Below are 14752 nucleotides of genomic sequence, written 5' to 3'. Positions count from 1 at the left end.
ATTGTCGCTACAGCGACATATATGGGAACTACTTATGAATTTAGATCCAAATTAAAAGTTTGCGAAGAACATTATAAGCCATATATAAAAAAAATTGAAAAATGTAAAAAGACTGCAAGATTTGGAAATTTGGGTAATTAGTATATAGATATCAATAATTTAAAGTTGTTATTTAAAGCAAATGATTAGAAAATTAGTGAAAAAAGATAAGGAAAATTGGGCAAAATTATACAATAGTTATGCTAATTTTTACAAAGTCCCAATGAATACAGGGATTTTAGACATTTTATGGGGATGGATTCATGATAAAAGTCATGATGTTAATGCTATTTGCTATGAATTAGAGGGTAAAATCGTTGGAATTGCCCATTACAGAACAATGCCAAGACCGATTAAGGGCCAATATATTGGTTTTTTAGATGATTTGTTTGTAGAGCCAGAATTTAGAGGTCAAAAAATAGCTCAAAAACTTATTAGTCACCTAAAATCATTATCTAAAGCCAATAATTGGGATGGAATTCGTTGGATCACCCACTCTTCCAATGAAAATGCAAAGAAATTATACGATAAAATAGCTAATAACACTGGGTTTGAACTCTATGAACTTAAAGGGAACTAAGTTTCAGCTAAAAGTTTGGAATTACCTAAAGAAAATACCCAAAGGTAAAGTTAAAACATACTTGGAAGTTGCTAAAGCTATTGGAAAACCTAAGGCATTCAGAGCTGTTGCTAATGCAGTGGGTAAAAACCCTTATCCACCTAAAATACCCTGTCATCGAGTCATCAGATCAGATGGACGTCTCGGTGGATACTCTGGAAAGGGTGGAATGCAACAAAAACGACGTTTATTGAGATCAGAAAAAGTCTTCATAAAATAGTACTTTTAACCCAAAAAAACATAAAAAACCATTGGTATTAAATACTTTTTAGCTATTTAGCCATATTTTTGTCTAATTACTCTAATGCATCCTTCAGTTGTACTACAAATGGACTTTTAGCTAAAATAGACCATCCTATGGACGTTTAAACAGTATATTCTCATACTGCATTGCTCTACTTGTCAACAATAGCAACGATTATAGAGAGAGTAAAAAAGACCATTTTACTAGCTTTTTTAACCCCCTATTCTACTCTATAAATACTCTAATTTTAACAAAAATACCCTATTAATTGAAATAAGTATTTAATATCAATACTTAAATCACCATTTTAGCCAGCTTAAAAACTATGTTTAATTTACTAAAAATTAAAATTACCCAATTCTCGCTTTTTCAACGTTAGAAAAATAGATTTATGCTACTTTTATTTTATTTTAAGCTATTTTAGTAACTATAATTTAACTATTTTTAAATATTATTATATTTTATCTGTATTTTTTTGAAATTAATAATATTATAATTAAATTAATAATTACAGTAGTATATAATATATTATTAATGTATAATATTAGATATTAGTAAACAAATAATACCTAGTTAATAGGATTTAATATAAGATTCTCTTCTAGATATATAAACTCCACTCATAATAATAATGGATAAGCCTAAGAATGTCCAATTATCAGGAAAGTCACTAAAGAAGTAATACCCAATAATTATATTAGTAATGATTTCAAAGTAGCTAAATGGAGCCAATTTAGAGGCATCAGCGTATTTAAGTGATAATATAAGAAATAAGTGCCCAATGCAGGCAAATACGCCTATTGAGGCCATCATAGACCATTGAGAAGGAGTTGGATTAACCCATACAAAAGGCATTAATCCTGAAACGGCGATTAACCCAACTAATCCAGTTAGTAATAAAGTTAATAAAGGGTTATCTGAAGTGCTCAATTTACGTGTAATTATTAAATAGAACCCATACATTACACCTGTTCCTAATGCAGCTAGACTGGCCAAGTTAATCTCCACAAAACCTGGTCTTATAACCACTAGAGAGCCTATAAATCCTATAATAACAGCAGTCCACCTTCTTATACCCACCTTCTCACCCAAAAATATAGGAGAAAATGCAGTAACAATTAAAGGTGCTACAAAAGCAAGTGTCAGAGCTTTAGCTAGAGAGATAACAGATATTGCGTAGAAAAAACAAATATTAGCAGAAAGTAGTATTAACCCTCTTATTATTTGTAACTTAGGCTTATCTGTCCAAACAAGCTGCTTATTATAAAACAAGAACATTATTGGAAGAGTGAATGCGACCGTAAAAAAATATCTAGCCCACGTGATCTGTAAAACGGGCATATCGGCACTTAAATATTTTGCAAAACCATCCATGATTGGAAGCATTACCCAGGCTAAAAGGTTAAATATGATGGCTTTCATAAGCCAATAGATACAGTTTAATTAAAGTATTTTAAAGCAAAGAATACGACAACAGGAATAGTAAAAAAAGACATGACTGTTGAAACAACAATGGTACTAGCAACACTATCTACAATCTTTTTTGGTGAATAAATTGATGCCACAAGATAATTTAAAACAGCGCTAGGCATTGAACATTGAATTAATAGAACACCAGCAGCAAAACCTGAAAGGTTAAAATATTTTATTATTGAAAAACCAATTATTGGTCCAATTATTACCCTTCCTATTGATGATATAAATGCTTTTTTGAATGAAAAAATCTTAAAACGAGTAAGAGCAATTCCTAAAGACATTAATATTAAAAAAATAGTAGCATACATTAGCAGAAAAGTTGTATTTTCAACAAAGAGAGGAAGTTCTATTCTAAAGTATAGAAAAATTACTGAAATTATAATTGCATAAAAAGGTGGGTTTTTAAGAATTACACTTAAATCAAATTTTCTATCAGCAAGAAATACTCCAAGAGTAAAATGGCATAGCACTATTAAGGCTGAAATTGCAGCAGCGATACCTAAACCTTGAGTGCCGTAAGCGAATAAACATATTGGTAAACCCATATTACCAGTATTAGGCATAACAAAAGGGGGTAACTCACGAATAATATCTTTAGTACTTAAAAAAAATAAAAAAACTATACCTACTATTGTAAAAATAAAAATTGCTATCAAATAGTACCAAAAATAATTTTTAAAAATGTCAAAAGACATTCCAGTTGATGTTAAAGAATATATTATCATTGCTGGAGTACCAATATTTGCTGCAAAGGTAGTAATAAAAGATGTATCTAATTTTGGATTATTTATGCCAAGATAATAACCAATACCAACAACAAAAAAGACAGGAAATAAAACCTCAAAAAGTTTTAGATATATTTCCATTAATTATAAATTCTAATCAATGTTGGGTATCTTAGAATATTTTTGTCTTTATTAAAAACAGAAAGACAGTTCTTAGAATTAAGTTCATTAGTTTTATGAGTAATAATAACAATTGTAGCTTTATTATTTTTTTTGTCAGGAGTTTGGATTAATCTTTTTACTGAAATTTTATACTTAGCTAGTCGGTTTGTGATTGTTGATAAAACACCTGGTTTGTCTTTAACTTCAAATCTCAAATATAGTGAATTCACATAATTATCAACGTTGTAACACTTAATTAATTTACGTTTATTGCCAGGAATGCCAAATGGCTTTTTAATATTACCTCTTAAAATTGAAAGTAAATCTGATAATAAAGATGAAGAAGTAGGTCCAGGGCCAGCTCCCTCCCCTTGCAATATACTTTCACCAACAGGTTTTCCTTCGAGAATAACAGCATTCATAACACCACCAACGTTACCAATATAAGAACTTTTACTAACTAAGCATGGGTGTACAGTTTCAAAAAGTTGACCATTAATTAGTTCTGAAATGCCAAGGAGTTTGATTCGTAAATTTAATTGATTGGAAATTTCTATGTCTTTTAATTCAATTTTTTCAATACCTTCCATTAAGCATTTATATTTAGAAATTTTAGTATTAAAGGCTAGAGCAGATAAAATTCTTACTTTAGCAAATGCATCAAAACCATTTAAATCTAATTTGGGGTTACCTGGTTCAGCATATCCCAATTTTTGAGCTTTTTTTAATACGTTAGAAAAACTATCATTAGAATTTTCCATTTCTGAAAGAATATAGTTAGAAGTACCATTTAAAATTCCATAAACTTTAGAAATTTTGTTAGTTGCAAGACCTTCTTTAATGGTTCTTAGTATTGGAATACCACCAGCAACAGAAGCTTCAAATTCTAAATTAACATTATTATCCTCTGCTAATTTTCCTAAATAATCACCATGTTTAGAGATAAGTGCTTTATTAGGAGTGATTACATGTATTCTATTTTTTAAAGCAGTTTCCACAACTTTTTTTGAAATCCCATCTGACAAACCTATAGCTTCAAATAAAATATCTACTTTGGTCTTATTAAAAATTTCTAATGGGTTTTTAAAAAATATTTTCTTATTAACTTTAAATCTTCTTTTTTTAGAAATGCTTCTTGCTGAAACAGCTACTACGTTAATCTTTTTTCCTGTCTTAAGTTCAATATCTTTTTTTTTAGTATTAAGTTCATTTAACAAATAAATACCAACTTGTCCTAGACCAACTACAGCAATGTTGATTATATTTTTCATCTATTGGTTAATATCTGGGTATTCTGCATTTTTTGAATAATCTTTAAGAAAGAGGTTAAATTCATCAAAAGTCATAGATTTGTAATCACCAGTTTTTTTTAATATCTGAGAAAGTTTTTTGTCATCATTAGACTTTTTAATAGGATCTTCATTCCAATAAGTAGACTCTTTGTTTAATGAGCACGAAGTTAAAAATATAATTAGGGATAAAAATAAGTATTTCAAATTAATCCTTTTGTTTCATTAAAACCATATTTGATATTCATATTTTGTATTGCTTGACCTGCCCCACCTTTAATCAAATTATCAATAACAGATAAAATAATAACTCTATTTTTATACTTAGTTTTACAAATTACTATAGAGCAATTATTTGTGTTAATTACGTCATTTGTACTTAACAATGAATTTGTTTTTAAAATTTTAACGAATCTGTTTTTTGAATATTGACTCTTTAAAGTGTTTTCTAAATGTTTAATACCTACACCTTTGTTAAGGTCTAAGTAAATAGTACTAAGTATCCCTCTAAACATTGGTGTTAAATGGGGTGTGAATGTAAAAGAAAATTTCTTTTTAGTGTAGTTTTCGATTTCTTGTTGAATTTCAGAGTTATGTCTATGGAAACCCACACCATAAGCGCTTAAGGATTCATAAAGATTTTTATCCTTATATTTTTTATGCACACCTCTTCCAGCACCAGAGTAACCAGATTTTGAATCTATAATAACATTATCTGTTTTTATTAAATTTTTCTTAACTAATGGAATAAGTGGTAAAAGTATTGATGTTGGGTAGCAACCTGGACATCCAATAATATTAAATTTCTTTAATTTGTCACCATTGATTTCTGGTAATGAATAAATTGATTTTTTAATATTTTTGACAGATCTGTGTTTTTGTTTGTACCATTTTAGATAATTTGATGCTTTATTAAGTCTAAAGTCTGCAGCTAAATCAATTAATATATTGTGTTTTAATAAATCATTTGAAATATCTTGTGCTTCACCATTAGGTAGAGCTGTAAAAACAAGGTCTATGTTTTTTAAAAGTTCTTTATTGTATCTAATAATTTTAGGTAATTTTTTTGAACTTAATGATTTTTCATAACTAGAGATATTTTTTCCAACAGACGTATTACCACAAAGATATTTAATGTTAACATTGCTGTGTTTAACTAATAATTTAATTAATTGAACACCAATATAACCTGTTGATCCAGCAACTAAAACATTAAGCTTAGGCATTTTTTTATTATAACAGTTTAGAGTTAAAAAAGAATTATCTTTTCGAGAATTGGAAGCTTCTTCTTGCTTTTCTACGACCAGGTTTTTTTCTTTCAACCGATCTAGAGTCTCTAGTATTAAGCTTTTCTGTCTTAAGTACTGCTCTATTCTCTGAATCAAATAAGATTAATGCTTTAGCAATACCATGGACCATTGCACCAGCTTGACCTGTGTGACCACCACCTGCTACTCTACATCTTACATCATAATCAGTTGCTTGGTTTATAATCTCAAATGGTCTTGTGATTTGCATTTTGTGACTTCCGCTAGTGAAATACTCATCCATAGTTCTGCCATTAACGTAAATTTTGCCAGTACCTTTTTTCACCCAAATTTTTGCAATAGATTTTTTTCTTCTACCAGTTGCGTATTTACTATCTTTAAAATCTAATTTAATTTTAGGTTTTTTTGTAGATACTTTATTTGGTGTAGCTGCTGTTTCCATATTAATTTCTTATTAGATTTTTACTGTTTAATTTACCTAGGTCTAAAAGTTTTGGGTTTTGTGCTGCATGAGGGTGTTCTTCACCAGCATAAATTTTTACTTTAGTTAATTGTTTTCTTCCTAGAACTCCACCAGGTAACATTCTTTTAATAGCTAATTTTAATGTCTCGCCAGGTTTATTTTTTTCTAATAATTTTTCAGGAGTAATTTCTTTAATTCCACCTGGGTGACCAGTATGTCTATAATATTTTTTATCTTTAAATTTTTTTCCTGTGAACTTTGCTTGTTCAACATTTTTAACAACAACAAAATCACCATCATCCATATGAGGTGTAAAAGTTGTTTTATTTTTTCCTCTAACAATCATAGCGATAATAGAAGCTAATCTGCCAACTACAGCATTTTTAGCATCAATCTCAAACCAGTTACTGTTTAAATCACCACTTTTTAGAAATTTTGTCATTGTGCGAGGATTAATACTATTATTAGATATAATGTCAATTTTATATTTCCCTTGCAATATCTTGCTTAAATGATATTTCTATATAGCCGATTTGTTCCTATTGCAGGCTAGTTATTGCTAAAAAGGATTTTTTACCCACATTATCGGTAGGCGCATTTGAACTGTATTGTACGCCTTGCATAAAGCAAAAGTACTAAAAAAGGAGTATTAAGATGAGTACAAAAAGACAAAACCCTGAGACTATAGCTATACATGGTGGTGATTATAGAAGCGATCCAACAACCAAAGCAGTAGCAGTTCCAATTTATAGAACAACATCGTATCAATTTGATAGTACTGAACATGCTGCGAATTTGTTTGCTCTTAAGGAATTTGGAAATATTTATACAAGAATAATGAATCCAACAAATGATGCTCTTGAAAAAAGAGTTGCTTCATTAGAAGGAGGATTAGCCTGTTTAACAGTAGCATCTGGACAAACCGCATCAACTTTTGCAATTTTAAACGTTGCACAAGCCGGAGATAATATAGTCAGCTCTACGGATTTATATGGAGGTACTATTTCGTTATTCACGCATACATTAAGTAAACTTGGTATTGAGGTTAGATATGCAGACCCTTCTGACCCAAAAAACTTTGAAAAAGCTGTTGATGATAAAACTAGAGCTTTTTATGGTGAGACTTTACCAAATCCTTATTTGAGAGTTTTTCCAATTAAAGAAGTTTCTGATATTGGTAAAAAATACAATATACCATTAATAATGGACAACACAGCTGCCCCTGTAATTTGCAAACCTTTAGAACATGGTGCTGCTGTAGTAGTTTATTCATTAACAAAATATATAGGTGGTCACGGTACAGTTGTAGGTGGAGCTTTAGTTGATGGAGGTAATTTTGATTGGACAGCTGATCCCAAAAGACAACCTTTATTTAACGAACCTGACGCAAGTTACGGTGGAGCTATATGGGGAAAAGTGGTTCCAGAATTAACTGGGGCTAATGTTTCTTTTGCAGTAAGAGCGCGGGTTACATTGCTAAGAGATCTTGGTTCTGCCCTATCACCTGACAATGCATTTGGAATTATTCAAGGGCTTGAAACAGTTGCTCTTAGAATGAAACAACACTGCTCAAATGCATCAAAAGTTGTTGACTATTTAAAGAAAAATAAAGAAGTAACAAGAGTAATCTATCCAACAGAACATGAGGGTAAAATTGCTGATCGTGCTAAAAAATACCTAAATGAAGGAAATGGTGGTTTAGTTGGTATAGAGCTCAAAGGTGGTATTGAAGCAGGTAAGAGATTTATCGAGTCTTTAAAAATGTTTTATCATGTTGCAAATATTGGAGATGCAAGAAGTTTAGCAATTCATCCTGCAACAACAACTCATAGTCAGTTAACAGAAAAAGAATTGTTAGCCTCAGGTGTAACTCCTGGATACGTAAGATTATGTATTGGTATTGAGCATATAGATGACATTATTGAGGATTTAGACCAAGCTTTAAATAAATCTTCTAAAGGGAATTTGAAAGCAGTTAGTTAGAGTTTTTATATAATATCAAAAAATAAGAACTCAAAACTAATATTGAACCTAGCTGGTGTAGTGAAGCGTATGTAATCTCTACACCAGAAATCAAAGTTATAATTCCTAAAAAAATTTGAAACAAGATAGCAACATCAAAAAATAATACATATTTAAAATCATATTGTTTTTTAAAATAGATAAAATTTAAAATAATTATAAAAAATAAAAGCAAATATGCAGTTGATCTATGAAAAAATTGAATAATTGATGGGTTGTTAAATAATTGAGTAGTAATTAAATCACCATAACTAACATCATTTGGAAAAAAACCACCATTCATATCAGGCCATGAATTATAGATGAGACCACCATCTAAACCTGATAAAAAAGCACCCAATACAATCTGCAAAACTATCAATTTAAGTATAAATAATAAAAATAAATTTGGAATTTTATTTTCAAATTTTTTAATTTTATGAATATCTAAAATATACCAAAAAATTAAACATAAAATAAATAAAGCCAAAGATAAATGAATGCTAAGTCTAAAGTGACTAACGTCATTATTTTCAATTAATCCGCTAGATACCATATACCAACCAATGAACCCCTGAAGACACACAAGAAAAAAAATCCAATAATATTTATTAGAATAATGCAGGGTTTTTTTAAAATAGAGAGTGAAGAAAAGCAAAGGCACTAAAGTAAACAAACCTACAAATCTTGCTAACAATCTATGAGCATACTCCCAATAAAAAATCACTTTAAATTCATCTAAGGACATGCCGTAGTTAATATTTTTATATTCAGGAATTTTTTTGTACTCTGAGAAATAAAAATTCCACTCATTAATATTCATAGGTGGGAGTATTCCAGTAAAGAGCTCCCAGGCTGTGATTGATAAACCAGAGTCTGTTAGTCTAGTAAGACCACCGACAGCTACCATAAGAACAATTAATGAAAATAAAGTTATTAACCACAATTTCAAATATTTTATATAGTTGTCGCTATTTACAAACATAAATTATACTTATAATAATTATCTTAATAACCAATTGAATAAATGTCGCCTACAAATAAAAAAAAACTAAATCAGATTAGAATTAAGCTTGATAAACTTGATAATGATTTACTTAAATTAATCAAAAAAAGATCTTCTCTAGTCAATGAAGTGCTAAAAGTAAAAATCCATAAAAAAGAAATAATTGATCAAAAAAGGATCAATTTTATACTTAAAAAAATTAAAAAAAAATCAATACAAACTAATATTGACCCAAAAATCACTAATAGAATTTGGAAAAATATGATTTGGTCTTTTATTGATTACGAAAAAAGAAATTTTAGAAAAAAATAGTACTATTTACTGTGTGGAGGTAATTTTTTTTCCACAAACATTTCATGTTTTCTTGTAGAAGGGTTATATTTCTTTGCAGACAATTTAACTTTAGCTTTTTCACCACCCGCAGGTTTTTTAACATAATAAAAAAAAGGACTATCAGGTTTAGCCTCTGGTACTAATCTAACTTTAACGTGCGTTTTTTTTGCCATTTTATTTTAAACTTTTTATTTTTTTTATTAAATCGGAAATCTTCTTAAGTTTATTTTTTAAATTATAATCAGCATTTATAGAATTATTTGGTAATTCGTCAAGTTTTAATGATTTATCAGAATTAAGAACTTTTTTAACACCAATAATTGTCATTCCTTGATCTTTGAGTAGATATTTAACTTTTTTTAAAACCTCAATAGTATCATTATTATAATATCTTCTATTACCATTTAAAATTTTTGGCTTAATTTGCTTAAATTCCTTCTCCCAAAATCGAATAGTATGAGTATTCAAGGTTCCTTTTTTTTTGTTTACAAGACCAAGAATTTTAGCAACCTCACCTATTGACTTATAAGCATCACTATTTTTATGAATCATTCTTAGAATTTACCAAATCTTTAAATTCCTTAGAAGCTTTAAATAAAACAACATCTCTATTAGATATAGTTGTTTGTTCTTTTGTTTTGGGATTTCGTCCAATTCTACTTTTTTTTGCCCTTATAGAAAAAGTACCAAATTTAGAGAGCTTTAATTTTTTTTCTATTTTTAAATTGTCTACTATTGTAATTAGAAAATCATCAATTAAATTTTCAGATATATTTTTTGAAAAACCAATTTGCATATAAATTGAATTTATAAGATCTTTTTTTGTTAAGTTAGTTCTTTTCATTAACTCATGTTGTTTCTTATCTTTTCTATTAAATTTCCAGTGACAATTCTAGTACAAACACTTAATGAGTTTGAAAAACCTATATAATCTGTTCCACCATGGCTTTTAATAACAGGAGAATCTAAACCTATGAAAATTGCACCATTATAAAGTCTTGGATCTAATCTTTCTTTAAATTTTTTTAAATTTGAAATATTTAGTAAAGATGAAATTTTACCAATAATATTACCTGTCATGGCTTTCTTTAATTCACTGGTAATAAAATTTGCAGTACCTTCGGCTGTCTTCAAAGCAATATTCCCAGTAAATCCATCTGCAACGATAACATTTACATCGCCATTCATTAACTGATTACCTTCTATATAACCCTTAAACTCAAAGTCAGTGTTATTTCTTTGATTTAATTGTTGGTAAGTTTCTTTGATAGTCTCATTACCTTTAATTTCTTCAGACCCTATATTTAATAAAGCAACTTTAGCGGTATCATCAGGATATAACGATTTAAATAACGAAGATCCCATTATAGAAAAATCAATTAAATTTTTTGGACTACATTCGATATTAGCTCCCAAATCTAGCACTACACTCATATTCTTTTTATTTGGCCATAAAGCAGAAAGAGCTGGTTTATCAATGTTTTCAATCATCTTTAGATTAAGTTTTGAAATAACAAGTAATGCTCCCGTGTTACCAGCAGAAATAACTATGTCAGATTTTTTTTCTTTAACACTTTGTATGGCTAACCACATACTAGTGTTTTTTCCTCTTTTAGCTCCTTCTAAAGGACTATCAGTTCCTTTAACCAAATCTTTGGTGTGAATTATTTCAAATGAAGATGTAGGTAATTGATCATTGATATAATTTTGGATTTTTTCCTTATCACCAAAAATTTGATAAAAAGTATTAGTGTTACTTTTAAAATGATGAATAATTCCATCAATAATTTTTTTTGGTGAGTTATCTCCACCCATTGCATCGACTGCAATTTTTATTATTTTACTCATTTAATTTTGGACTTTTATTCCTTAGGATCTAAAACTTGTCTACCTCTATACATGCCTGTTTTTAGATCTAAGTGATGAGGTAATCTGTATTCTCCAGATTTCTTGTCCTCAACAATGTTGGTAGATTTGAACTTCATATTCTGAGCTCTTCTCATTCCAGTTCTTGACGGTGATTGTTTTCGTTTAGGTACAGCCATAATAAAATTAGTGCTTAACTACACCTTTTATATAAGAATTTAAAGTATTATTTTTTAAATTTAACCTATAATTTTCAAAATAATTAACCAAATACTCAATATTAGATGAATTATCTAAAAAATTTACCAAAATAGAGTTTCTAGATTCTATATCTAATTCATCCCAACTGTGAATTTTGTCGATCATTCCATAGAATAAGTTTAGGTAATCTTTCATTTTTTTATTAATCGATTGGTCACCATAACCAATTTCCCTGATACTTAATTCAACTTGTCTAAAGGTAAAATCATAAATCTCTTGTAGTATTTTTTTATCATTATTTTCCTTATAAACTTTCAAAAAGAAAGCGAAATGCAGTAAAAAAAATATCAATCTATCAGAAAAAGTGTCTTGGTTTTTAAAATCTTTATACAAATCTTTATTTCTAGTTAATTTTACTAAATTGTTGTAAATATTCAAATATTCTTTGCTCATGAAAAATTATTTTTATCTAGTTATTATTTTTTTATTTATTTCAAATTGTACATTAAATAAAGTTATAAAACATCATGGAGTACATTTTTTAGAAAAGAAGAATGAAAAACTTATAATCGGTAAAACAAATAAAAACGATATAATTGAACTTTTAGGACCTCCTTCAACAAAAGGGGCTTTTAATCAGGAATTATGGATTTATATGGAAATACAAACTAGCTCCTCAAAACTATCAAATTTAGGGAAAAAAGAATTGTTAAAAAATAACATCTTACTATTGGATATTGATAACAGAGGTGTTTTATCAAAAAATGTTTTTTTAACTAAAGAAGATATGAACAATATAAAATTTTCTGAAGACACAACTCAAATGAGTTATTCTAAAAATAATTTTATATATGAGTTTTTGTACTCAGTAAGACAAAAAATAAACGACCCTCTCGGTAAAAAAAAAATAAATTAATTTAACCAGCAATCACCGCCAACAATAGTAAAGCCACAATATTTGTAATTTTAATCATTGGATTAACAGCAGGACCAGCAGTATCTTTGTAAGGATCTCCAACAGTGTCACCAGTTACAGCAGCTTTGTGTGCTTCAGAACCTTTTCCACCGTGATTTCCATCTTCAATATATTTTTTCGCATTATCCCAAGCTCCACCACCAGCAGTCATTGAAACAGCAACAAACAAACCTGTTATAATCACTCCTAACAACATTGCACCAACCGCAGCTAAAGCAGCAACTTGACCACCTATAGCTAGTATTACAAAGTACAAAACAATAGGAGAAAGAACTGGCAATAACGAAGGTATAATCATTTCTCTAATTGCAGCTAAAGTTAATAAATCAACTAATTTAGCATAATCAGGTTTTTGTTTACCCTTCATGATGCCAGGATATTTTTTAAATTGTCTTCTTACTTCGACAACCACTGCACCACCGGCTCTACCAACAGCTTGCATACCCATTGATCCAAATAAATATGGAAGCATTCCACCAATTAATAAACCAACTACAACGTAAGGATTTGATAAATCAAAAGTTACAACAATTCCTTCAAGCTTTGAACCGGCTACACCTGAAAAGTGCTTGATGTCTTCAACATAAGCTGCAAATAATACTAGAGCTCCTAAACCTGCAGAACCTATAGCATAGCCTTTAGTAACAGCTTTAGTCGTATTACCTACTGCATCTAATGCATCAGTAGTTTTTCTAACACTATTTGGTAATTTAGCCATTTCAGCAATACCACCAGCATTATCTGTTACAGGTCCATAAGCATCAAGAGCAACAACCATACCTGCTAATGCAAGCATTGTAGTTACTGAAATAGCGATACCATAAAGACCAGCGATTGAATTTGTTGCTAATATACCGGCAACAATAATTAAAGCTGGTACAGCAGTGGCTTCCATAGAAACAGCTAAGCCTTGGATAACGTTTGTTCCATGACCAGTTGTAGAAGATTTAGCAATACTTCTTACTGGTCTGTATTCAGTACCAGTATAGTATTCAGTAATCCAAATTAATAGTCCAGTAATAACTAAACCAATTATTCCACAATAATACAAACTCATACCAGTAAAGCTCTTACCATTAACAGTATATTCGCTTGCAAATCCAATTACATAATCAGTAACAGGGTATAAAATTATTAATGAAGAAACAGCAGAAACTACAAACCCTTTATATAAAGCATTCATAACATTTTTACTTTTTCCAAGTTTAACAAAGAAAGTTCCTAAGATTGATGTTAAAATACAAGCCCCACCAATAGTTAGAGGGTAGATCATCATATTTATATCACCATAGAAAAATATCGAAGAAAGAACCATTGTTGCAACAATTGTTACAGCGTAAGTTTCAAATAAGTCTGCTGCCATACCAGCACAATCACCAACGTTATCTCCAACATTGTCAGCAATTACAGCTGGATTTCTAGGATCATCTTCTGGAATACCTGCTTCAACTTTACCAACTAAGTCAGCACCAACATCAGCACCTTTTGTAAAAATTCCACCACCTAATCTTGCAAAAATTGATATTAAAGAAGCACCAAAGCCTAATGCAACTAATGCATTAACAACTTCTCTGTCATCAATACCTACTTTTAATAAAAAATAGTAATAAACTGCAATTGCAAGCAAAGCTAATCCAGCAACTAACATTCCAGTTACAGCACCTGATTTAAATGCAACAGCAAGACCGCTTGCTAAACCTTTTCTTGATGCTTCAGCAGTTCTAACGTTAGCTTGAACAGAAACTAACATTCCAACATAACCAGCTATACCTGATAATGTAGCACCAATAAAATAACCTAAACCAACTAATGGACTGAACACAAAGCAAATAATAACTAAAACAACAACTCCAACCACGGCAATTGTTTTATATTGTCTTGCTAAATAAGCCTTAGCACCAATTTGAATTGCTGATGCTATTTCTTGCATCTTGGCATTTCCTGCACTTGAATTAAGGATATTCATTCCTGTAAAAAAACCATAAACGATTGAAAGAGATCCAGCTGCTATGGTAAATAATAATATTGTTTCTATTAGTGAGTTCATTTTGCCTTTGGTTGTTTGGTTGTTAAATTTTATTCTT

Annotated in this window: 20 protein-coding genes and 1 riboswitch; of the genes, 5 read left to right on the top strand and 15 right to left on the bottom strand. The window is 29.5% G+C overall.

Annotation, left to right across the window (positions count from 1 at the left end; all coding sequences use genetic code 11):
* Positions 1-181: 181 nt before the first annotated feature.
* Both AC5SLT_RS03000 and AC5SLT_RS02995 read left to right on the top strand, forming a co-directional pair.
* A complete protein-coding gene (locus AC5SLT_RS03000) occupies positions 182-619 on the top strand; it encodes a GNAT family N-acetyltransferase (RefSeq protein ID WP_018414140.1) in 438 nt (145 codons plus the stop codon).
* Positions 600-878: a methylated-DNA--[protein]-cysteine S-methyltransferase gene (locus AC5SLT_RS02995; protein WP_494592469.1), complete on the top strand. Its 279-nt coding sequence runs from the start codon at positions 600-602 to the stop codon at positions 876-878. The genes AC5SLT_RS03000 and AC5SLT_RS02995 overlap by 20 nt, the downstream gene beginning before the upstream one ends.
* A 597-nt stretch (positions 879-1475) precedes the next feature.
* Here the strand turns inward: AC5SLT_RS02995 and AC5SLT_RS02990 are convergent.
* From AC5SLT_RS02990 to rplM, 7 genes are read right to left on the bottom strand one after another with little or no spacing between them, the layout of a single operon-like run.
* Positions 1476-2324, bottom strand: coding sequence for a DMT family transporter (locus AC5SLT_RS02990; RefSeq protein WP_041185791.1), 849 nt, complete (start codon positions 2322-2324; stop codon positions 1476-1478).
* A gap of 17 nt (positions 2325-2341) precedes the next feature.
* Positions 2342-3244 (bottom strand): AEC family transporter, encoded by a 903-nt coding sequence (locus tag AC5SLT_RS02985; protein WP_494592467.1) that lies wholly within the window; start codon positions 3242-3244, stop codon positions 2342-2344.
* Positions 3244-4536 carry a homoserine dehydrogenase gene (locus tag AC5SLT_RS02980; protein ID WP_494592465.1) on the bottom strand — a complete coding sequence of 431 codons (1293 nt, stop codon included), beginning with the start codon at positions 4534-4536 and terminating at the stop codon, positions 3244-3246. Before AC5SLT_RS02980 ends, AC5SLT_RS02985 begins: the two co-directional genes overlap by 1 nt.
* Positions 4537-4761, bottom strand: a complete 225-nt coding sequence (locus AC5SLT_RS02975; protein ID WP_494592463.1) for a hypothetical protein — start codon at positions 4759-4761, stop codon at positions 4537-4539.
* Complete coding sequence (gene argC / locus AC5SLT_RS02970; protein ID WP_494592461.1) at positions 4758-5780, bottom strand: N-acetyl-gamma-glutamyl-phosphate reductase; 1023 nt, start codon at positions 5778-5780, stop codon at positions 4758-4760. The genes AC5SLT_RS02975 and argC overlap by 4 nt, the downstream gene beginning before the upstream one ends.
* A gap of 34 nt (positions 5781-5814) precedes the next feature.
* Entirely contained in the window at positions 5815-6264 is a 450-nt protein-coding gene (gene rpsI / locus AC5SLT_RS02965) for a 30S ribosomal protein S9 (protein ID WP_494592459.1), read from the bottom strand.
* Between the two features lies 1 nt (position 6265).
* Positions 6266-6727, bottom strand: coding sequence for a 50S ribosomal protein L13 (rplM, locus tag AC5SLT_RS02960; protein ID WP_006996896.1), 462 nt, complete (start codon positions 6725-6727; stop codon positions 6266-6268).
* A gap of 139 nt (positions 6728-6866) precedes the next feature.
* A riboswitch (SAM riboswitch) is annotated at positions 6867-6935 on the top strand.
* A 4-nt stretch (positions 6936-6939) separates the two neighbouring features.
* Here rplM and AC5SLT_RS02955 point away from each other — a divergent pair.
* Positions 6940-8268 (top strand): O-acetylhomoserine aminocarboxypropyltransferase/cysteine synthase family protein, encoded by a 1329-nt coding sequence (locus AC5SLT_RS02955; RefSeq protein ID WP_006996895.1) that lies wholly within the window; start codon positions 6940-6942, stop codon positions 8266-8268.
* Here AC5SLT_RS02955 and AC5SLT_RS02950 read toward each other — a convergent pair.
* The gene (locus AC5SLT_RS02950) at positions 8261-9232 is read right to left on the bottom strand and encodes a COX15/CtaA family protein (protein ID WP_494592457.1); all 972 of its coding nucleotides are present in this window, start codon (positions 9230-9232) and stop codon (positions 8261-8263) included. The genes AC5SLT_RS02955 and AC5SLT_RS02950 overlap by 8 nt on opposite strands.
* Positions 9233-9313: 81 nt before the next feature.
* On the opposite strand from AC5SLT_RS02950, the gene AC5SLT_RS02945 reads away from it, so the two are divergent.
* Positions 9314-9604: a chorismate mutase gene (locus AC5SLT_RS02945; protein WP_006996893.1), complete on the top strand. Its 291-nt coding sequence runs from the start codon at positions 9314-9316 to the stop codon at positions 9602-9604.
* Between the two features lie 2 nt (positions 9605-9606).
* Here the strand turns inward: AC5SLT_RS02945 and AC5SLT_RS02940 are convergent, their stop codons facing one another.
* Genes AC5SLT_RS02940 through AC5SLT_RS02915 form a run of 6 tightly spaced genes read right to left on the bottom strand, consistent with a single transcriptional unit; the run spans position 9607 to position 12145 of the window.
* A complete protein-coding gene (locus AC5SLT_RS02940; RefSeq protein ID WP_006996892.1) occupies positions 9607-9798 on the bottom strand; it encodes a 50S ribosomal protein L33 in 192 nt (63 codons plus the stop codon).
* A gap of 1 nt (position 9799) precedes the next feature.
* Positions 9800-10177 carry a MerR family transcriptional regulator gene (locus AC5SLT_RS02935; protein ID WP_271563510.1) on the bottom strand — a complete coding sequence of 126 codons (378 nt, stop codon included), beginning with the start codon at positions 10175-10177 and terminating at the stop codon, positions 9800-9802.
* A complete protein-coding gene (locus tag AC5SLT_RS02930) occupies positions 10167-10469 on the bottom strand; it encodes an HU family DNA-binding protein (protein ID WP_018414148.1) in 303 nt (100 codons plus the stop codon). Before AC5SLT_RS02930 ends, AC5SLT_RS02935 begins: the two co-directional genes overlap by 11 nt.
* Positions 10469-11473, bottom strand: coding sequence for a phosphate acyltransferase PlsX (gene plsX / locus AC5SLT_RS02925; protein WP_494592455.1), 1005 nt, complete (start codon positions 11471-11473; stop codon positions 10469-10471). The genes AC5SLT_RS02930 and plsX overlap by 1 nt, the downstream gene beginning before the upstream one ends.
* Positions 11474-11487: 14 nt before the next feature.
* Positions 11488-11670: a 50S ribosomal protein L32 gene (gene rpmF / locus AC5SLT_RS02920; protein ID WP_011282128.1), complete on the bottom strand. Its 183-nt coding sequence runs from the start codon at positions 11668-11670 to the stop codon at positions 11488-11490.
* Between the two features lie 7 nt (positions 11671-11677).
* Entirely contained in the window at positions 11678-12145 is a 468-nt protein-coding gene (locus tag AC5SLT_RS02915; protein ID WP_494592453.1) for a ubiquinol-cytochrome C chaperone family protein, read from the bottom strand.
* On the opposite strand from AC5SLT_RS02915, the gene AC5SLT_RS02910 reads away from it, so the two are divergent.
* Positions 12144-12608 (top strand): hypothetical protein, encoded by a 465-nt coding sequence (locus AC5SLT_RS02910; protein ID WP_494592451.1) that lies wholly within the window; start codon positions 12144-12146, stop codon positions 12606-12608. The two genes, AC5SLT_RS02915 and AC5SLT_RS02910, sit on opposite strands and share 2 nt — an antisense overlap.
* Position 12609: 1 nt before the next feature.
* On the opposite strand, the gene AC5SLT_RS02905 is transcribed toward AC5SLT_RS02910, so the two are convergent.
* Entirely contained in the window at positions 12610-14715 is a 2106-nt protein-coding gene (locus AC5SLT_RS02905) for a sodium-translocating pyrophosphatase (protein WP_494592450.1), read from the bottom strand.
* Positions 14716-14752 lie beyond the last annotated feature (37 nt).

This window comes from Candidatus Pelagibacter sp. PS_11, from assembly GCF_059417975.1.
This window is presented reverse-complemented; position numbering and strand designations above follow the sequence as displayed.

Bases quoted from the DNA above. Each gene is read 5' to 3' on its own strand.
- AC5SLT_RS03000 (WP_018414140.1), top strand. From the start codon at position 182: ATGATTAGAAAATTAGTGAAAAAAGATAAGGAAAATTGGGCAAAATTA.
- AC5SLT_RS02995 (WP_494592469.1), top strand. From the start codon at position 600: ATGAACTTAAAGGGAACTAAGTTTCAGCTAAAAGTTTGGAATTACCTA.
- AC5SLT_RS02990 (WP_041185791.1), bottom strand. From the start codon at position 2,324: ATGAAAGCCATCATATTTAACCTTTTAGCCTGGGTAATGCTTCCAATC.
- AC5SLT_RS02985 (WP_494592467.1), bottom strand. From the start codon at position 3,244: ATGGAAATATATCTAAAACTTTTTGAGGTTTTATTTCCTGTCTTTTTT.
- AC5SLT_RS02980 (WP_494592465.1), bottom strand. From the start codon at position 4,536: ATGAAAAATATAATCAACATTGCTGTAGTTGGTCTAGGACAAGTTGGT.
- argC (WP_494592461.1), bottom strand. From the start codon at position 5,780: ATGCCTAAGCTTAATGTTTTAGTTGCTGGATCAACAGGTTATATTGGT.
- rpsI (WP_494592459.1), bottom strand. From the start codon at position 6,264: ATGGAAACAGCAGCTACACCAAATAAAGTATCTACAAAAAAACCTAAA.
- rplM (WP_006996896.1), bottom strand. From the start codon at position 6,727: ATGACAAAATTTCTAAAAAGTGGTGATTTAAACAGTAACTGGTTTGAG.
- AC5SLT_RS02955 (WP_006996895.1), top strand. From the start codon at position 6,940: ATGAGTACAAAAAGACAAAACCCTGAGACTATAGCTATACATGGTGGT.
- AC5SLT_RS02945 (WP_006996893.1), top strand. From the start codon at position 9,314: ATGTCGCCTACAAATAAAAAAAAACTAAATCAGATTAGAATTAAGCTT.
- AC5SLT_RS02940 (WP_006996892.1), bottom strand. From the start codon at position 9,798: ATGGCAAAAAAAACGCACGTTAAAGTTAGATTAGTACCAGAGGCTAAA.
- AC5SLT_RS02935 (WP_271563510.1), bottom strand. From the start codon at position 10,177: ATGATTCATAAAAATAGTGATGCTTATAAGTCAATAGGTGAGGTTGCT.
- AC5SLT_RS02930 (WP_018414148.1), bottom strand. From the start codon at position 10,469: ATGAAAAGAACTAACTTAACAAAAAAAGATCTTATAAATTCAATTTAT.
- plsX (WP_494592455.1), bottom strand. From the start codon at position 11,473: ATGAGTAAAATAATAAAAATTGCAGTCGATGCAATGGGTGGAGATAAC.
- rpmF (WP_011282128.1), bottom strand. From the start codon at position 11,670: ATGGCTGTACCTAAACGAAAACAATCACCGTCAAGAACTGGAATGAGA.
- AC5SLT_RS02910 (WP_494592451.1), top strand. From the start codon at position 12,144: ATGAAAAATTATTTTTATCTAGTTATTATTTTTTTATTTATTTCAAAT.
- AC5SLT_RS02915 (WP_494592453.1), bottom strand. From the start codon at position 12,145: ATGAGCAAAGAATATTTGAATATTTACAACAATTTAGTAAAATTAACT.
- AC5SLT_RS02905 (WP_494592450.1), bottom strand. From the start codon at position 14,715: ATGAACTCACTAATAGAAACAATATTATTATTTACCATAGCAGCTGGA.